A 15663-nucleotide genomic window follows, 5' to 3' on the forward strand; every position below is an offset into this window, starting at 1 on the left:
TACTTCCGCTCCTGGCACGAAGCTGTCAAGTCGAAAGCGTTAGGGCGCCGCCTTGAGCGAAAAGCGGAAGTTGGCTGAATTGTAAACAGCCAAAGGCCAAAATCACCTGTCAAAATGACTGCCAAAGAAGTAGATATTTGTTTACCTCTAAATGGGTCCCGAGGGACCCTGATATTATGGGTAGAATTAACTTATCGATTCGACTTAATGTTCAGGTTTGTTATAGTTACCAATCCATTCTTTCACTTAGCCATGACATCAATATATCACGCATAGCCGCACCTTCATTATCACCATACAGTGAATAATTACGAACCTGTTCAAACTTTTCGCGTTGTGTTGAGTTCAACTCGACCCGGGTATTCTCAATGCGAATAGGCAAGTGGGGATAAGATGGAATATATTTCTCATCTTTTATGATTGGATCTTCCGGTGCTTCGTAGCGCGGAGGCAGTACGGATTTATATGCAGTCTCATTTATTTCCATGGCCTGCTCAGTATCTTCGCTACGTGGTGCCATTACCAAAGCCTTTAGGGGGCGTAGCCAGAAGTTACTGCTTTTTCCTAGATCGTCACCACAAACATTAGGAACAGCCAAAACATCCATCAACGCAACAAATTCAATATAATCACTTTTTCTGGACTTATTTCTGACGATACTTGTGGCACCCGTCTCATCGGCATCAACATACATAAACAGGTTAAAAGAGTCATGAACATCAGTTGCCTTCAAACCATACTCGCGCTGCGCTTCAGTCAAAATCTCCTGGCAGTTAGTATGATTACATGAATCAAAGGCAAGCGAGTACAGAAGTGAGCTGCATCCTGCATACAACGTATCGGTCTTTGCTGTGTGATTCAGTACAGCCATCAATGGACGTTCCCATGGTGCGTTAGACCAGAGAATATCACCGGTGCTTGGACTGTTTCCATGGATTATGCGGGTGCGTCCCACATGCAGCCGTTCGTGACGGTTATGTAAATTAAACACATTAAAATCTCCGCACTGCCCCCCCTCGGTCTGCTCAATTCTTAGAATCTGCCCTTTTTTAAGCGGTATTGCACGTCCCTGACCTGGTTCAATTAGATACGTCTCAATAATATCCCGCTCCGGAGGTGCGGGTGCATTACCATCAGCAACAGCATCATTAAATGATCTGGATGTATTAAGGGCTTCTAAAATTAAGGATGGCAAGTTGGGGGCAGACCTTTCAGGTCCGATGAAGGTATTCAAAACTTCGATTTGCTGATGGTTCAGTGGTACGTCAATATATTTAAACTCAGACATAGTTACTCCAGTCATTGTAATGAAGATTTAAATAGACTTTCGCCGCTAAATCGATAATTTGCACGGCGAAAAGAAAATTTTTAGACGTCGTTATGCTTTACCGGAGTGACTACTCTTTGTGTCACAATTTTTCCGGAAGAATTTCCCTTATATCCTGGAAATAGCGTTCCCAGTCCTGCGCATCGATTTGCATCAACCTGAAATGACGAAGAAAGAAAAGACCTTCTGTTGCCAGAAATGCTAACCGCGCGCGTGTTCCTTCTTCACCCTCTGCATTAGAGAGATGTTTAAACCTTTCTGCATACCAGTATTGCACTGATGTCAGATATTCCGGAGATTGCAGCAACGCAGCCATTAAGGATGCGGCTCGCGAGTTATTATTGTCACAGGTATCCGCAGTTATATTTATATGTGACAACAATTCCTTATAAACTGATATTGGTGTTTCTTCTTGGAAGCCTCTCTGGACATCATAAAGTGCCAGGCATCGTTTTAGCATGGCTTCTACCAGCATTTCTTTATTGCCAAAACAGGACTGGACACCACCTTTAGTGATCCCCGCAGCCTTCGCGACGGCATCAATCGTCAGGCCGGAAGACCCATGGTTGGCTATGACATTTTCGGCCGCATCCAGTACCGCTTCCCGATTGATGGTTTTTCTTCTTCCCATGGTTAAGCCCCTTTATCAGATATGAGCTCTTCCGGTGCTTTTAATTTCCGGAAGTCAGCTTCAGGCCGATGATTGAACCAACCAGCAGGAAGATAAGCAAGTTTCGGACGATAGAAACTGGCTCGTGGAACCAGACCATGCCAATGATCAAAGTGCCAATTGCACCAATACCTACCCATACAGCATAAGCCGTTCCCAGGGGGATCTGACGAGTTGCCATGTTCAAGCAGAACATGCAGGAAGCAGTACATAAGACAAACACAATCGTCCACGGGATATTTTTGAATCCATCGACAAAACGCAGCGTGGTGGTGAACATAATTTCAAGAACCCCAGCCCCAAGCAAAAATAACCAAGCCATTACCGATCCTCTCTTTCTGTGAAAAATAAGAATACGATCGTATTGTTATCTTTGTCAAATATCCTCTAGGTCAGAGATTTTAAGGCTGGGGAATGATTCAGCTACATGCGTTAGCCAGAGATACAACCGCACTTTTAAGCAGACTGGAGAGGACTCGGACGGATATCAGGGTAAGAACCACCCCCCGGGGGTGGCATCATATGTCAGGCGATTTTTGCCTCATTTTGCAGGGAACGGCTTTTGATGCCTATCACTATCAGACCGCCAGCAATGAGGCAGCAGGATGCAAGTAAAATGGCCTCTTCAAGTGAACCAAACAGAGACAAGCTCAGGGACGAAATCAACGGTCCAGTCAGCTGTCCGGTCGCATAGCCAGAAGTCAGCAGTCCTACAGTACCGGCCAGAGAACCGTTAGTGAGCTCTCTGGCAAAACGCATCGTCAGTTGCATAATTGAGAGGAACCCCAATCCTGTAAGAATCGTTGAAATTAACAGACCCGGTGCTCCAGGGATGATGACTGATGCAGAAACTCCGGCTCCCTGAAAAATCATCGCCAGAGATAAGCTGATTCGCGTATCAAATTTCCCCTGAGACAGGATAACGAGTACAACTCCTGTAACAGCTGAAATCCCGAACAGTGGCCAGAAAAATGCTGAGAGTTGACTGCCCGGAAATGCACTGTGTGCCATCTGGGAAAGGAAGGTTGCAGGCAGAATATATCCGAATCCTGCAAGTGTATAAATTATAATGAGTTTTTTTATGGATGAACTTACTTTATTTTTTGTGGCGGTTGCAGGCACAGATTCCAGTTTTGCGGGTAACTGTCTCCATATTGCCACCATTGCAATCAACGAAACTGCCCCATAGATAATCCAGGATTGAGATGAATTGAGGTGATACTGAGACATACACCAGGCAAGTAGGCCGCTGAGAGTAATACCTAATCCCGGGCCGGTAAACACAGCTGCTGAGAGTCTTGGTGCCTGTCGTGTTGCAAGGGAAAGCTGAGTCCAGGTTGTGACAATAATAAGAGCCCATGCACCACCAACGCCCGCTACAAAACGGAAAAAGCACTGCAATTCGAATTCTGATGTGAAACCAGAAAGAATCGTAACCAACACTGTGCATGCCAGCCCGGCTTTCAGATACCCGACATGACCGGATTTCATTCGGCTTACATGCAGCGCACCAAGAAGATAGCCAATGTAATTCATTGAGGCCAGGATCCCCGCAGTGGACAGCGTTAAAAATCCGTCACTGATCATAACGGGAATTTGCGGAGTTAAAGAAAAACGGCCAATGCCCATCACCGCAATCAAGGTGACAATCCCCGTGAGCATAATTGTTACGCTGCTCTGCTTGATGTTGTTCATCATTACTTGCCTGTTACCTCAATAATTTGTTTTCGATAGATATCCGTTCGTATGACATCCGAGATGAAATTAGCGAGATCCTCTCTTGATATTTCTTCATACGGCAGTGCAAGTGCAGCCTGCACCTGACCAGTCGGCTCAGTGTCAACTAACCGGCCAGGTCGAATAATTGTCCATGGCGCAGAGCTATTTATGAGCCATGCATCAGCCTGTTTTTTATAAGACATATAGGTTTCAAAACCTGCCGAGGTTTCACGCTGGCGACCGGCTTCCGGAAATGCTGAGATGAGTACGTATGAATGCACACCGGCTAATACTGATGCTGCCGCAGTGTCGGCAACCCCCTGATAGTCTATTGCTCGAACTTTTTCTTCATCCTCTGAACGCGCTCCCGCAGTAAACAGAACGGTATCAATACCTTTTAGCCATTCTGCGTGCTTTTCGGGGGATGTCTCATCAATGCTTCCGGTAAAAGTTCTGATACCCTTTTCAGCCATTATTTGCGATTTTTTAGCATTTCTTACCAATCCCGAAACATCACAGCCTGCGTTAGACAAAAGCTTTGCCACCCGGGAACCAATGTCACCGCTAATGCCATAGATAAATACAGATTTCATATTTTTCCTTCGTTTAATTCTGAATATCAGCACTATAATAAGGGCAAATGCTATGATGAAAAATAGAACAGATTATCCTATGACTGTGTGTCATACATGGACTGTGAAATGTTAAAAAATACCGATATTCAAAACTTTCTTACTCGCCATCGAGCCAAACTAAACCCAGAAGAGTTTGGTTTCAGCCCAAATAATCGGCGGGTCAAAGGACTAAGAAGAGAAGAAGTTGCCCAGCTCGCCGCCGTGAGTGTGAGTTGGTACACCTGGCTGGAGCAGGGAAGAAACATCCGTATATCTCCAGTCGCGTTAAAGAGAATCGGGAAGGTTTTACTGCTGACCGACACTGAACTGTCTTACCTGGAGGGAATGGTCCTGGGGGGTAATGAATCGCGCCAAAAGGATGTCACTCTACCTCGTGAAATTACTGCGATGGTTGATGGGCTTAATCCACATCCCGCATTCATCCGGAATGACAGCCTTGATATTCTTTACTGGAATGAATCCGCAAAAAAATCAATTTTTGACTGGTCGGAAATATCTGTATCAGAACGAAACTCGATTAAACTATTATTTTTAAATCCAGATTATCGCAAGAAGATATACGACTGGGAAAAAGCGGCCAGGCATACCGTTTCTGCATTTAGAACATATTACGCAAAAGCGGGAAAGACATCAGAGTTTGAAATTATCATTAATGAACTTCTTTGCAAGAGCCACGAGTTTCGTGACATGTGGGATGATCACAATGTAAATGTCATAGGCTCTGGACAGAAGGAACTTGTTGAGAATAATGGTGTAGTTAATTCATATACCTATACTTCATTAGAGCTTGAACAGTTGCCTGGTGTTTATCTGATTTTTTATTTAAAAATCTAGAGGTGAAAGAGTGTCAAAAAAACGTGTTGCTCAACGAGCATCATTACAATGATGAGATTCAGTTTCAGTTGTACCACTACTAACTAGTTCGTTGTGAAGAACGCCGCCTAACTTTAACAACGTCCGCTGTTGGCACGGAACGGACACGTACGCTCCGCAATGCCAGCTGTGGGCAAGCAGCAGGTTAATTTACAGTGAATGTCTGCGATTCCACTCATCCACCACATCCCCTAAATTTTTTGGGGTATCGTTTCTTATCCAGGCCATAAACGCACGATCAAATCGAAAGTCCGGTCCACATTCATCAATCATGAAACGACGAACATTTTGTGTATTTTTGTAATTTTTATCCACGACAGTGGTGCGCGTTAAAGAAGAACTGTGCCAGTCGATCTTCACTTGTTTACTCCTATATAAACAAACGGTAGCAGCCTCAAAACTAACACACTGACTATTGATCTGTCCGCTTCTGGCTCAAAGCCCCCGGCAACCAAAAGCAACAATAAGTGAACACTGCACTTGCGGCTACAGGGCAAGAGCACTGGAGTGCCGAAACTTATAAGACGAAAGTGGAACAGTAAAAAACCTCACTATTTTTACTGTTCCATACCATGAAATGAAAACTACGCTAACATTCTTCTGATCGCATTAAACCGTAAAGTTCTGGCCGTTTGGGTAATATCTGATGCCGGAGCGAGCAGATCAAAACCGTGATTAACACCATGATACAAATGAAATTCAGTCTGAACACCTGCTAAAACTGAACGCCTGACCCATTCAATATTTTCATTACAGAACAAATCTAGCTGGCCAACATCTATATACGTCGGTGGAAGCCCTGCCATATCGGCTACCGCAGAAGGACTGATATAAGGAAGTAAATCAATTTCGACTTCATTACCCAGGCGTGCAGCCCAACCGGTCGTTACGTCATCAACGGATACCGATAAAAATGGGGTTAATTCCCGACTGGAAGTCGCCGTCTTGTGATCAATCATGGGATAAATTAAAACTAACCCGGCCAGTGAAATCTGGTTATCGCGTGCATAGATTGCAGCAGAAGCAACGATCCCCCCACCACCACTGTCTCCCATGAGCACGATTTTGTTCGGGTCGATATCCAGAGCGGGACTATTTTCCTGTAACCAGATCAGGGCAGCAATGGCCTGTTTCATTTGTATCAGACCGTTTGTTTCCGGTGCCAGACCATATTCGAGAGAAATGAAATCAATGCCACTTTGTGACGCATAGTTACTGACGATTTTTTCGTATAGCCCGACAGTTCCTCCCACGCCAGCGCCACCATGGACATACAAAACTATCCCTTTAGACAACGAGCGGCCTGTAGAGTAACGGCGAGCGCTTAATCGCGAGCCTTCATACGGGATTTCTAGATCAGCGAACGTCAGCCCGCCTGGTATTTCAAGACCTTGATTTATAATGTCATAAAATCCGGCCAGCCGTTTTCTCAGGCTGATTGCATCTCCGGGAATGACCATCGGTAAAACAGCTAATCCGGGCTGAAGAATCGCCAGTTGTTCAGCAAGTTGAGGATCGAGTACATAGTTCATCATGATTCCTTAGTTGGTGTATCAACTCGGATTATGATGTACTGTAAGTCTGTCTCAAATGACATAAAAAGGTGCTTTTAAGACATGTCGCGTCACATTGGTTTTTTGATTTTTGCTGACTTCAACCTTCTTGATCTGAGTGGCCCGCTTAGCGTTTTCGAGACCGCAAATAATTATCTTGAGCGGGAAAACCAATATGTACTTGAGATTATTAGTGTAAAAGAAGGGGCTGTAAAAAGTTCGATCGGCGCAACAATGCATGCTGCTTCTGTGGCAGATAAAGTATTTGACGTATTGATCATTCCGGGGGGGCGTGGTGTTGATAGTGCCAGTCGCGACCCAGACATACTGGCGCTGTTTAAGCGGCGCATTGCATCGCGTTACGTATCGGTATGTACGGGGGCATTTCTTCTGGCAGCAGCCGGAAAGCTATCAGAAAAAAAAGCGACGACACACTGGGCACGCGCAGCAGAGCTTAAGCGATTACACACGGATATAGTGCTTCTGCCGGATGAAATTGTGGTCGAGGATGGAGACGTTTGGTCATCTGCAGGCGCGACGGCAGGCATGGATATTGCGTTAGCTTTGGTAGAAGCTGAACATGGAAAAACGCTTACTCACCTTATATCCCGCATTCTGCTTATCCCACACCGGCGTACACGCGGTCAGCTGCAGTATGTGAATATACAAGCTATCACTCCACCACCACCGCGTATTCAGAAACTACTTGAGTTTATTAGCCTAAATTTGCAGGAAGATTTAAGCGTATCTGCTTTGGCTGATCGGGCGTTCCTGAGTTCCCGGCAATTATCCCGCGAATTTATCAATTATACCGGTCTTTCACCGGCCCGTGTCGTTGAAAATATACGTATAGAGTTTGCACGCAGCAAAATAGAAAATACTAATCTTCCATTATCATCTATAGCAAAAGAAAGTGGTTTTCAAAACCTCTCGCATATGAGCAAAGCTTTTGTTCGACATTTTAATATATCTCCCCGAAATCTGAGAACACGACTTTGATATCGTATTAAATACATATCAACGTAGTTTAGTTAACTTTTCCACCATCAGTCGTTGCGTATCCTCGTATACAGGAGTTATAAATTTTTAATCTATGGGTAAAATACTCCTTTAAAAATTTCTATTTCCAAAATATTTATGATACGCGGGTAATGCTCTTTGTTCCCTTGATTGCAGAAAGGTCATGATACTGACCATTTGAGTAAATAATCATAAATTTCACTTGCCCTGCATAGGCACCATATCCATTTTTAGCATTAACCAGCACAGGAATAACCCAACCATACATTAACATTTCCTTATCCTCGGAAACATTCATGACCCACGAATAGCCTTTGAAAGGCTGGAGAAATTTATAATGGGCACTGTAAGGATCCTTTAAACGATACTGCATATGATTTTGAATACTGCGTTTGTAGTCGTCAGGGAGTGTTCCATAGTTAGCAAGCTGAACTTGTAAAGGATCGGGGGCATGTGATGTTTTTGCACATCCTGCCAGCATTATTATTAAGGGAATAAAAAGAATACTCTTGCGCATGAACTGCATCTCAGTTTTAGTGAAATTTAAAAATTTCTTGTCCGATTGCACACACTAGCACCATCCACAAAATCCGGTCTATATACCATTAATAAATGGATTGTTGATTTACTGGATAAATCCAATTTTTAACGCATGGAAGGAGCTTATTGTTCTCAGTAGCGCACGGATGCCGTGCGCTAAACTGCATCAACTCCAGATACCGGTCCCTTCCACCGCACCACCTTGCAGCGACTCGATGTTTGTATAAGTGAACAAACCATAAAGATAATTGGGATCGCAGAATAAAATGACTAAATACTGCGATGAAGGACCATCGTCGGCGTTAGGATAGACGTGGAACTCAGTGCCCTCGGCAAATAATTCATTAATATCATCATAAAAAAGCGTACCTGCACCACCAGGATCGTTCAGAGGTGGGCTAAGCGAATTCACTGCCTGGCCTTTGAACACGTTATTACCGGGAGCGGTGATCTGTAACTGAATATCCACCTGAGTGGCAGGATAGGTAAAGGTCAGCGTGGCATCGCTATCGCCAGCCCAACTTGCATCGCCGATGTTCCTGAGTCGCTGTTTTGACTCTTCAGACCAGAGGGGAAATTGTTTCAGCACAGCCTCAATGGCTGCTGCTTTTTGTTCAGGAGCAGAGTTTTTCATAACACCTCCTATTTAGCCGCTTCCGCGCCGGATGCGGGCATTATCACTTATTACACATTAATCCTTTTAAATAACGACAATCTTTATTGCATCCAATAGTTCAGTTCTACGACACAAATAGAATTAGGCGCAACTGTCATTTCAGTGCTAGGACTGTTGTTTTCACTGGTACAAATTGGAATGATATAAACAGAAGAGTTCTTTGCCGGAGATTGGGATTGTCCGTTCTTAACGACATGCCCTCCAAGAGCATTTTGAGAGCATGTTGCTCCGGTAGCACTATTTTTTCCAGGATCAATACCACATTTAGCTCTATACACCGCTATCCAGGACTGATTATCAATCTTGGGGTCATTGGTTGAGCCAATTACGTTCCAAAATTTTTGCCCTTTATTCCATACTACTGTTTTATTAAACGTTGAACTGACCTGCCTGTCAATAGATTGCACATCGCTGGTTGCCTGGGTATCTTGAGTATTTATTTTCGAACTGCAACCACTCATTGCTAGTGTAACCGCTAATAATATAAACAAACCCTTCATTTTTATGCACCCTATATTGAGAATTCAAAGGATAAAAATAATATAGTCATTACATTTAAAAAAGATGGACTGCATATTAGGTTTATATCATTTTTGTGATAACCCATTGACCATACAGGTCGTGCGGTTAAAATATTTTCCATAATGCTATATAAATCACATTTTGACATGGAAGAATCTGCATGAGAACAACATTTTTGCGATGTTAATCCCAATTTAAGATAACAACAATCAACCCACTTCCCTGGCAGAAGGCAGTAATTTCTCTAGCCCATTGTTTAACCGTTCAATAACCCCGCCCACCTCCATGCCCATTTGCGCATGAATAATCGCACCGTCAATAAGCATCATGATATCGTCAGTTAATTTATAATCTGCGATCTCAATGAGTGATGTTATTGCCTTTCGGGTCTCAAGCTTGTGATTCCGGCAAACAGATTTAATTTCCTCTTTAATATCTTCGGATTCGGCTTCACTGGTTGCATTAATAAACGCGCACCCCCGAAAAGAGGCGTGACTGAACCATTCACTCAATGTTTCGGATAATGCGTAAGACGGGGAGGTTCTTTCTTCAATTTTATTTTTCAGCGTAATGTAAAACCAGTTCATCCAGGCTTCATGCCTGTAATTTAAATACGCAAGTATCAATGCGTTTTTACTGGGATAATGGCGATAGAATGTGACCTTTGTGACCTTCGCTTGTTTAATAATTTTATCAATACCGGTGGCCCTGAAACCTGAAGCGTAAAATAAATCGTGCGCTGTCATCAGTATTTTTTCACGGGCGGTAATTTTTTTATCATCACTCATTTTTAACGAAAACATAGTGCAAGTGGCCTTCATTAGCGTATTGACAGTGTTATTTCCTCGACGTAAATTACCCTATGTAGACAGACTTGTCTACATAGGAAAACTTTGAGGAATCCTGCATGAGCACACGCCCCCCGTTACCTCCTTTCACGCGTGAAAGCGCAATAGAAAAAGTCAGGCTGGCAGAAGATGGCTGGAACAGCCGCGATCCCGCTAAAGTGGCGCTGGCATATTCAGTGGATACCCAATGGCGAAACCGCGCAGAATTCGCAACCAACCGTGAAGAAGCTCAGGCATTTCTGGAACGTAAATGGAAGAAGGAGCTCGATTATCGCCTGATAAAAGAACTCTGGGCATTTACTGAAAACCGGATTGCCGTACGCTACGCCTATGAATGGCATGACGATTCTGGCAACTGGTTCCGTTCATACGGCAATGAAAACTGGGAGTTCGGGCCAGACGGGCTGATGCAACGCCGTTTTGCTTGTGTGAATGATATGCCTATCAGCGAGTCTGAACGGCTGTTCCACTGGCCTCAGGGAAGACGGCCTGATAATCATCCGACGCTTAGCGAACTTGGGTTGTAAGACTGCAAGAACAGCCAAATTGACTACCGGCAAACCCACATAAAAAAACCGGGCTTTCGCCCGGTTTGTCATGCTCGATTCCGCCGGAAATTAAATTCCGTTTTCAGCAATATCCATCGCGAAGTACGTCAGGATAATATCTGCCCCTGCACGTTTGATCGCGCCGAGGCTTTCGCGCACGACGGCGCGTTCGTCGATGGCACCGGCCTGCGCGGCGAATTTGATCATCGCGTATTCACCGCTGACCTGATACGCCGCCAGCGGCAAACGGGAGGCTTCGCGGATATCGCGGATAATGTCCAGATACGCGCCCGCCGGTTTCACCATCAGCGCATCGGCGCCTTCCTGTTCATCCAGCAGTGACTCGCGCACCGCTTCGCGGCGGTTCATCGGGTTCATCTGATATTGTTTGCGATTGCCTTTCAGCACGCTGCCGCCCGCCTCGCGGAAAGGCCCGTACATTGAGGACGCGAATTTGGTGGAGTACGCCATGATTGACGTATCAATGAAACCGGCTGCGTCCAGCGCGCTGCGGATGGCCTGAACCTGACCGTCCTGTGCGGCGGAAGGCGCGATAAAATCGGCACCGGCAGCGGCGGCAACGACAGCCTGTTTGCCCAGATTGATGAGCGTTGCGTCGTTATCCACGCCGTGGTCGTGCAACACGCCACAGTGGCCGTGCGAGGTGTATTCGCAGAAACAGGTGTCGGACATCACAATCATTTCAGGCACGGTGTCTTTACAGATACGTGCCATACGGGCGACCAGACCGTTTTCATTCCACGTGTCGCTGCCGGTCGCATCCATGTGATGTGAAATACCGAAAGTCATCACCGAACGGATTCCCGCGCGGGCGTAGCGTTCAATTTCAAACGCCAGACGCGATTCGGGAATGCGCAGTACGCCGGGCATGGCTTCGATGGGTACGTATTCAGAGGTCTCTTCTTCTACGAAAATCGGCAGTACCAGATCGTTGACGCTAAATTCAGTTTCCTGAAAAAGAGTGCGCAGGGATTCGGACTGTCTCAGGCGGCGAAGGCGTGAGCTCGGGAACTGATTCGACATGAAAACTCCTAAAAATTAATCTGTTGCGCTGATATTTTTTGGAAACAGGAGCGCAGACAGTTCAGACGGCAGGAGGCAATGCAGCGCCGTCAGACGATGAAGCCCGCATTTTATAATAACTTTTAAACAAATGATGAACTTTCCGTGAGGAGATGTAACAGAGGCCGCATTTTTGGAAAGGCGATCCCCATTCAGAGGATCGCCGGAGTGAAGATTTAACCGAGTTTTATCTCACGATCGGCTGAGGCAATCGTCGATGGCCGGTGCGCGATGAATATCCGCGTGATATCCAGCTCGCTTATCGCCTGATTGATGCGCGCTTCATTGTCGAGATCCAGATGGCTGGTGGCTTCATCGAGGAACAAAATGGCCGGACGGCGATACAACGCACGCGCGATCAGCAGCCGTTGCTTCTGGCCCCCCGACAAGCTGCCGCCCAGTTCGCTGATCAGCGTTTCGTAGCCCATCGGCATCCGTTCGATGTCGTCATGGATGTTGCAGCGGCGCGCGCAATCCATGATCCGCTCTTCGTCTTTCGCCTCGTCAAAGCTGGCGATGTTCTCGGCGATAGAACCGGCGAAAAGCGTATCATCCTGTAACACACAGGCGATGCAGCTGCGGTAGTTATTCAGCCCGGCGGTGGTGATATCCATGCCGTTGATCAGAATGCGGCCTTCGGTCGGCGAGAGTAAACCGGTCATGATTTTCATCAGCGTGGTTTTCCCCTGCCCCGACGGCCCGGTGATCGCCACACTTTCCCCCGCCGCCACTGACAGGTTCAGGCCGTTAATCAGCGGCGCGGAAAGGCTGTCGTACTGAAAGACCAGATCCCGCACGTCCAGTGACGCCGCTTCGCCTGCCCGCAGCAACTCGCGCTCGGGCAGTGATTTCTCGGTATCCGTCAGCGCAATATCCGCAATGCGGTCGCGGTGCAACGAAAGCATCCGCAGCTGTAGCACCATGTTCAGCAGATTCGCCGCACGTTCGGAAAATTGCCCGCGGTAAGTATTGAACGCGACGAACATCCCGAGCGTCATATGCCCGTCAACCACCTGCATCGCGCCCAGCCACAGCAACGCGACCTGATCGAGCGTGGCGATCAGCGTGTTACCGCCAGTAAACATCATTTCAAACTTGGTTTTACGCACCGTCGCATTGGCGTTATCCACGTTCAGGTTGAGCCAGAAGTTGGCCCGCGCTTTTGATAATCCAAGCGCTTTCAGCGTGCTGATGCCGTACAACGTTTCCATAAAGTGCGAACCGGCGCGCGCGCCTTTCACGATTTGTTCCTCCGAAACCTGACGATACGCGTTGTACGTTGTGAGGCGAAACACCACGTAAACAGCGGTAAAGCCGAGGATCACCCAAATCAGCCAGCCGCCGTAAAGCACCATCATGACGATCAGCCCGACCGACATGATGCCGTCGATAATGCTGTTCACGACGTTAGTGGTCAGCGTGGTGCGCAAGGTGTCGAGCGAGGTAAAACGCGACTGAATATCGCCGAGTTTGCGCTTTTCGAAGTAGTCGAGCGGCAGTTTCAGCAGGTGATCAAACAGCCGCGCTTTCCATTGCACGTCAATCAGCGTACTCATGACCAGCGACGTCCAGGCGCGCAACATACTGACGCCGGTGCGGAAAATAATGAAGAACAGTAAACCGAGGCAAATCAGCGTCAGCAGATCCGGGTCTTTCGCCGGGATCACGTGGTCCATCACCAGTTGCATCCCGACCGGCAGCAGCAGATTGACCGATTCGATCATCAGCGACAGGCAGAAAATCTTCGTCAGCGCGGGTATCAGGCCGCTGACGTTGCCCATCATTTTGCGCAAATCCAGCCGGACGCGCGGTTTTTCGCTGGTGAAACCGCTGTCCGGCCACAGCTCCAGCGCGACGCCGGTGAAGTGCTCCGAAACCTCACGCATGCCCAGTGAACGCCGCCCGAATGCCGGGTCATGAATAATCACTTTGCCCTGTTTCACGCCAACCAGCACCACGAAATGGTTGAGATCCCAGTGCAAAATGCACGGTGTTTTCAGCGCGTTCAGCTCGTCGATGTCCAGCTTCAGCGCGCGGGATTTCAGTTCATTGGCGGTGGCAATATCCATCAGTGTGCGCAGCGTTGCGCCGCGCGACGAAATGCCATAGCGCTGACGCAGGCTTTGCAAATCAACGTGTTTGCCGTGATAGCCGCATACCATCGCCAGACAGGCCAGCCCGCATTCGGCGGCTTCGGTTTGAATGATTTGCGGCACCCGGTGGCGCCAGCTGAAATGCAGGCGGTCAGCCAGCTCGCGTACATTATCGAGATTCATTGATTGGCCCCACCACGCTTTTCTTCATGCTGTAATACGGAGACAACATCCACTGATACAGCGGCCTTTTCTCCAGGAATAGGGTTGATTCGGCTTTCATGCCGCTGGATAAATTCAGCGTTTCGCCGTGCCAGTTCATGGCTTTTTTATCCAGTGAAACAATCACTTTGTAATACGGCCCGCTGACCGTGCCGTTGGCCGTACGCGGCGCACTGGCGTAGGTATTCAGCTCCTGTTCGGAAACGGGTGCAGAAGAGATCGATTCGACCTTGCCGGGGAACTGACCATATTTTTCAAACGGATAGGCTTCGTAGCGGATGTTGATATGTTCACCGGCTTTCACGTATGGCACGCTTTCATTTGGCAGCCACGCGACCAGGAAAAACGGGGAGTTTTTAGCAGGCACCAGCTGCGCCAGGCTGTCACCGGCATTAACCATCTGACCCGGCGTGACGCTTAGCGAGGAAATTTTGCCGGACGTCGGCGCGGTGATCAGTAAAGAACCTTTCGCATCAGCCTGCGCCAGCTGGCGTTCCAGATCGTTGCGCTGATAACCGTATTGCGAAATCTGGTTATCAAATTCGGCGGCGCGCGTGACCAGCTCGCTGCGCAGATTGGTTATCTGTAAGGCTTCCTGAATTGCCTGCGTGTTCAGGCTCTGGAACGAGGTTTGTTGCTGATAAAACAGGTATCGCTGGTTGTTCAGCTGGTCAGTATTGATCAGCCCTTTTTTCTGATACGCGCCGTAGTTCTGCATACTTTTCTTCATGGCATCCAGCCCTTCCTGCGCGGAATCCACCATGCTTTGTGACACCTGATGCGCCTTCTGGTACTGGTCCAGCTGCTGTTGCAGGTTTTCCAGCGTTTCCTGCTTATTGTGCTGAAGCTGCACAATGATGGCATCAATTTGCTCACGTTGTTTTTTAATGGCGGCCAGCGTGGTGGTGCTGACATTCCCCGCCTGCGTCACCCGGCTGACGTCGATTTCATACAACGGCTGGCCTTTTTTAACCGGTTTTCCGGTATCAACATACAAGCCGGTAACCACGCCCTGTTCCGGGCTGAATAAATTGATGCTGTGCGGCTGAGTAATAATTTCACCGCTGACATTAATACGTCGGGTGTAATTTGCGAAGATGAGAAACATCAGTAAAGCCAATATAAAAATAGCCGTCAGTGACGTCACAATCCATAAAGGCCAGCCGGCGAGCAATAAAGCCTTACCCGCCCAGTGGCTTTGCTGATGATCATTCACCTCTTTGCGAAAGAGCATATTTTGAGATCCGGAAAAACAGAATCCCAAAAAGATAGCAGCCAGAAAACTGCCTGACACCGCGATTACTCTGAAACAGGGTAATCCTTTATTTTCATGA

The 15663-nt window shown here is 47.2% G+C and carries 16 protein-coding genes and 1 pseudogene; 3 read left to right on the plus strand and 14 right to left on the minus strand.

All coding sequences use genetic code 11. The features are described from left to right. Positions 1-226: 226 nt before the first annotated feature. The 5 genes and pseudogenes from CWS43_RS11065 to CWS43_RS11085 all read right to left on the minus strand — a co-directional run bounded on the left by CWS43_RS11065 (position 227) and on the right by CWS43_RS11085 (position 4309). Entirely contained in the window at positions 227-1288 is a 1062-nt protein-coding gene (locus CWS43_RS11065) for an urea carboxylase-associated family protein (RefSeq protein ID WP_157825385.1), read from the minus strand. Positions 1289-1487: 199 nt separating this feature from the next. Next, positions 1488-1958: pseudogene (locus tag CWS43_RS11070) on the minus strand (TetR/AcrR family transcriptional regulator); the annotation flags it as partial. A gap of 40 nt (positions 1959-1998) precedes the next feature. After that, on the minus strand, positions 1999-2319 hold the full coding sequence (locus CWS43_RS11075; RefSeq protein ID WP_101077010.1) for a multidrug efflux SMR transporter: 321 nt from the start codon (positions 2317-2319) through the stop codon (positions 1999-2001). 203 nt (positions 2320-2522) lie between these two features. After that, on the minus strand, positions 2523-3695 hold the full coding sequence (locus tag CWS43_RS11080) for a YbfB/YjiJ family MFS transporter (protein WP_232776897.1): 1173 nt from the start codon (positions 3693-3695) through the stop codon (positions 2523-2525). Further along, the gene (locus CWS43_RS11085; RefSeq protein ID WP_101077012.1) at positions 3695-4309 is read right to left on the minus strand and encodes an NAD(P)H-binding protein; all 615 of its coding nucleotides are present in this window, start codon (positions 4307-4309) and stop codon (positions 3695-3697) included. Before CWS43_RS11085 ends, CWS43_RS11080 begins: the two co-directional genes overlap by 1 nt. A gap of 108 nt (positions 4310-4417) precedes the next feature. On the opposite strand from CWS43_RS11085, the gene CWS43_RS11090 reads away from it, so the two are divergent. Then, a complete protein-coding gene (locus CWS43_RS11090) occupies positions 4418-5185 on the plus strand; it encodes a helix-turn-helix transcriptional regulator (protein WP_101077013.1) in 768 nt (255 codons plus the stop codon). 189 nt (positions 5186-5374) lie between these two features. On the opposite strand, the gene CWS43_RS11095 is transcribed toward CWS43_RS11090, so the two are convergent. Further along, positions 5375-5584: a DUF6434 domain-containing protein gene (locus tag CWS43_RS11095; protein ID WP_101077014.1), complete on the minus strand. Its 210-nt coding sequence runs from the start codon at positions 5582-5584 to the stop codon at positions 5375-5377. A 224-nt stretch (positions 5585-5808) separates the two neighbouring features. After that, positions 5809-6759 carry an alpha/beta hydrolase fold domain-containing protein gene (locus tag CWS43_RS11100; protein WP_101077015.1) on the minus strand — a complete coding sequence of 317 codons (951 nt, stop codon included), beginning with the start codon at positions 6757-6759 and terminating at the stop codon, positions 5809-5811. A gap of 81 nt (positions 6760-6840) precedes the next feature. Between CWS43_RS11100 and CWS43_RS11105 the strand changes: the two genes are divergently transcribed. After that, on the plus strand, positions 6841-7776 hold the full coding sequence (locus CWS43_RS11105) for a GlxA family transcriptional regulator (RefSeq protein WP_101077016.1): 936 nt from the start codon (positions 6841-6843) through the stop codon (positions 7774-7776). Positions 7777-7912: 136 nt separating this feature from the next. Here the strand turns inward: CWS43_RS11105 and CWS43_RS11110 are convergent, their stop codons facing one another. The 4 genes from CWS43_RS11110 to CWS43_RS11120 all read right to left on the minus strand — a co-directional run bounded on the left by CWS43_RS11110 (position 7913) and on the right by CWS43_RS11120 (position 10338). Next, a complete protein-coding gene (locus CWS43_RS11110; RefSeq protein ID WP_101077394.1) occupies positions 7913-8314 on the minus strand; it encodes a hypothetical protein in 402 nt (133 codons plus the stop codon). Between the two features lie 189 nt (positions 8315-8503). Then, on the minus strand, positions 8504-8971 hold the full coding sequence (locus tag CWS43_RS11115; RefSeq protein WP_101077017.1) for a hypothetical protein: 468 nt from the start codon (positions 8969-8971) through the stop codon (positions 8504-8506). An 83-nt stretch (positions 8972-9054) separates the two neighbouring features. Continuing rightward, positions 9055-9513, minus strand: coding sequence for a hypothetical protein (locus tag CWS43_RS27220; RefSeq protein ID WP_157825387.1), 459 nt, complete (start codon positions 9511-9513; stop codon positions 9055-9057). 231 nt (positions 9514-9744) lie between these two features. Beyond that, entirely contained in the window at positions 9745-10338 is a 594-nt protein-coding gene (locus CWS43_RS11120; RefSeq protein ID WP_101077018.1) for a TetR/AcrR family transcriptional regulator, read from the minus strand. Between the two features lie 104 nt (positions 10339-10442). On the opposite strand from CWS43_RS11120, the gene CWS43_RS11125 reads away from it, so the two are divergent. After that, positions 10443-10910 (plus strand): nuclear transport factor 2 family protein, encoded by a 468-nt coding sequence (locus tag CWS43_RS11125; protein WP_101077019.1) that lies wholly within the window; start codon positions 10443-10445, stop codon positions 10908-10910. A 90-nt stretch (positions 10911-11000) separates the two neighbouring features. Here CWS43_RS11125 and hemB read toward each other — a convergent pair whose 3' ends face one another. The 3 genes from hemB to CWS43_RS11140 all read right to left on the minus strand — a co-directional run bounded on the left by hemB (position 11001) and on the right by CWS43_RS11140 (position 15563). Next, positions 11001-11975, minus strand: coding sequence for a porphobilinogen synthase (gene hemB / locus CWS43_RS11130; RefSeq protein ID WP_101077020.1), 975 nt, complete (start codon positions 11973-11975; stop codon positions 11001-11003). A 215-nt stretch (positions 11976-12190) separates the two neighbouring features. Further along, positions 12191-14290 (minus strand): peptidase domain-containing ABC transporter, encoded by a 2100-nt coding sequence (locus tag CWS43_RS11135; protein WP_101077021.1) that lies wholly within the window; start codon positions 14288-14290, stop codon positions 12191-12193. Next, positions 14277-15563, minus strand: a complete 1287-nt coding sequence (locus tag CWS43_RS11140) for an HlyD family secretion protein (RefSeq protein WP_101077022.1) — start codon at positions 15561-15563, stop codon at positions 14277-14279. The genes CWS43_RS11135 and CWS43_RS11140 overlap by 14 nt, the downstream gene beginning before the upstream one ends. Positions 15564-15663 lie beyond the last annotated feature (100 nt).

The sequence above is a fragment of the Rahnella sp. AA genome (assembly GCF_002834385.1).
GTDB lineage: Bacteria > Pseudomonadota > Gammaproteobacteria > Enterobacterales > Enterobacteriaceae > Rahnella.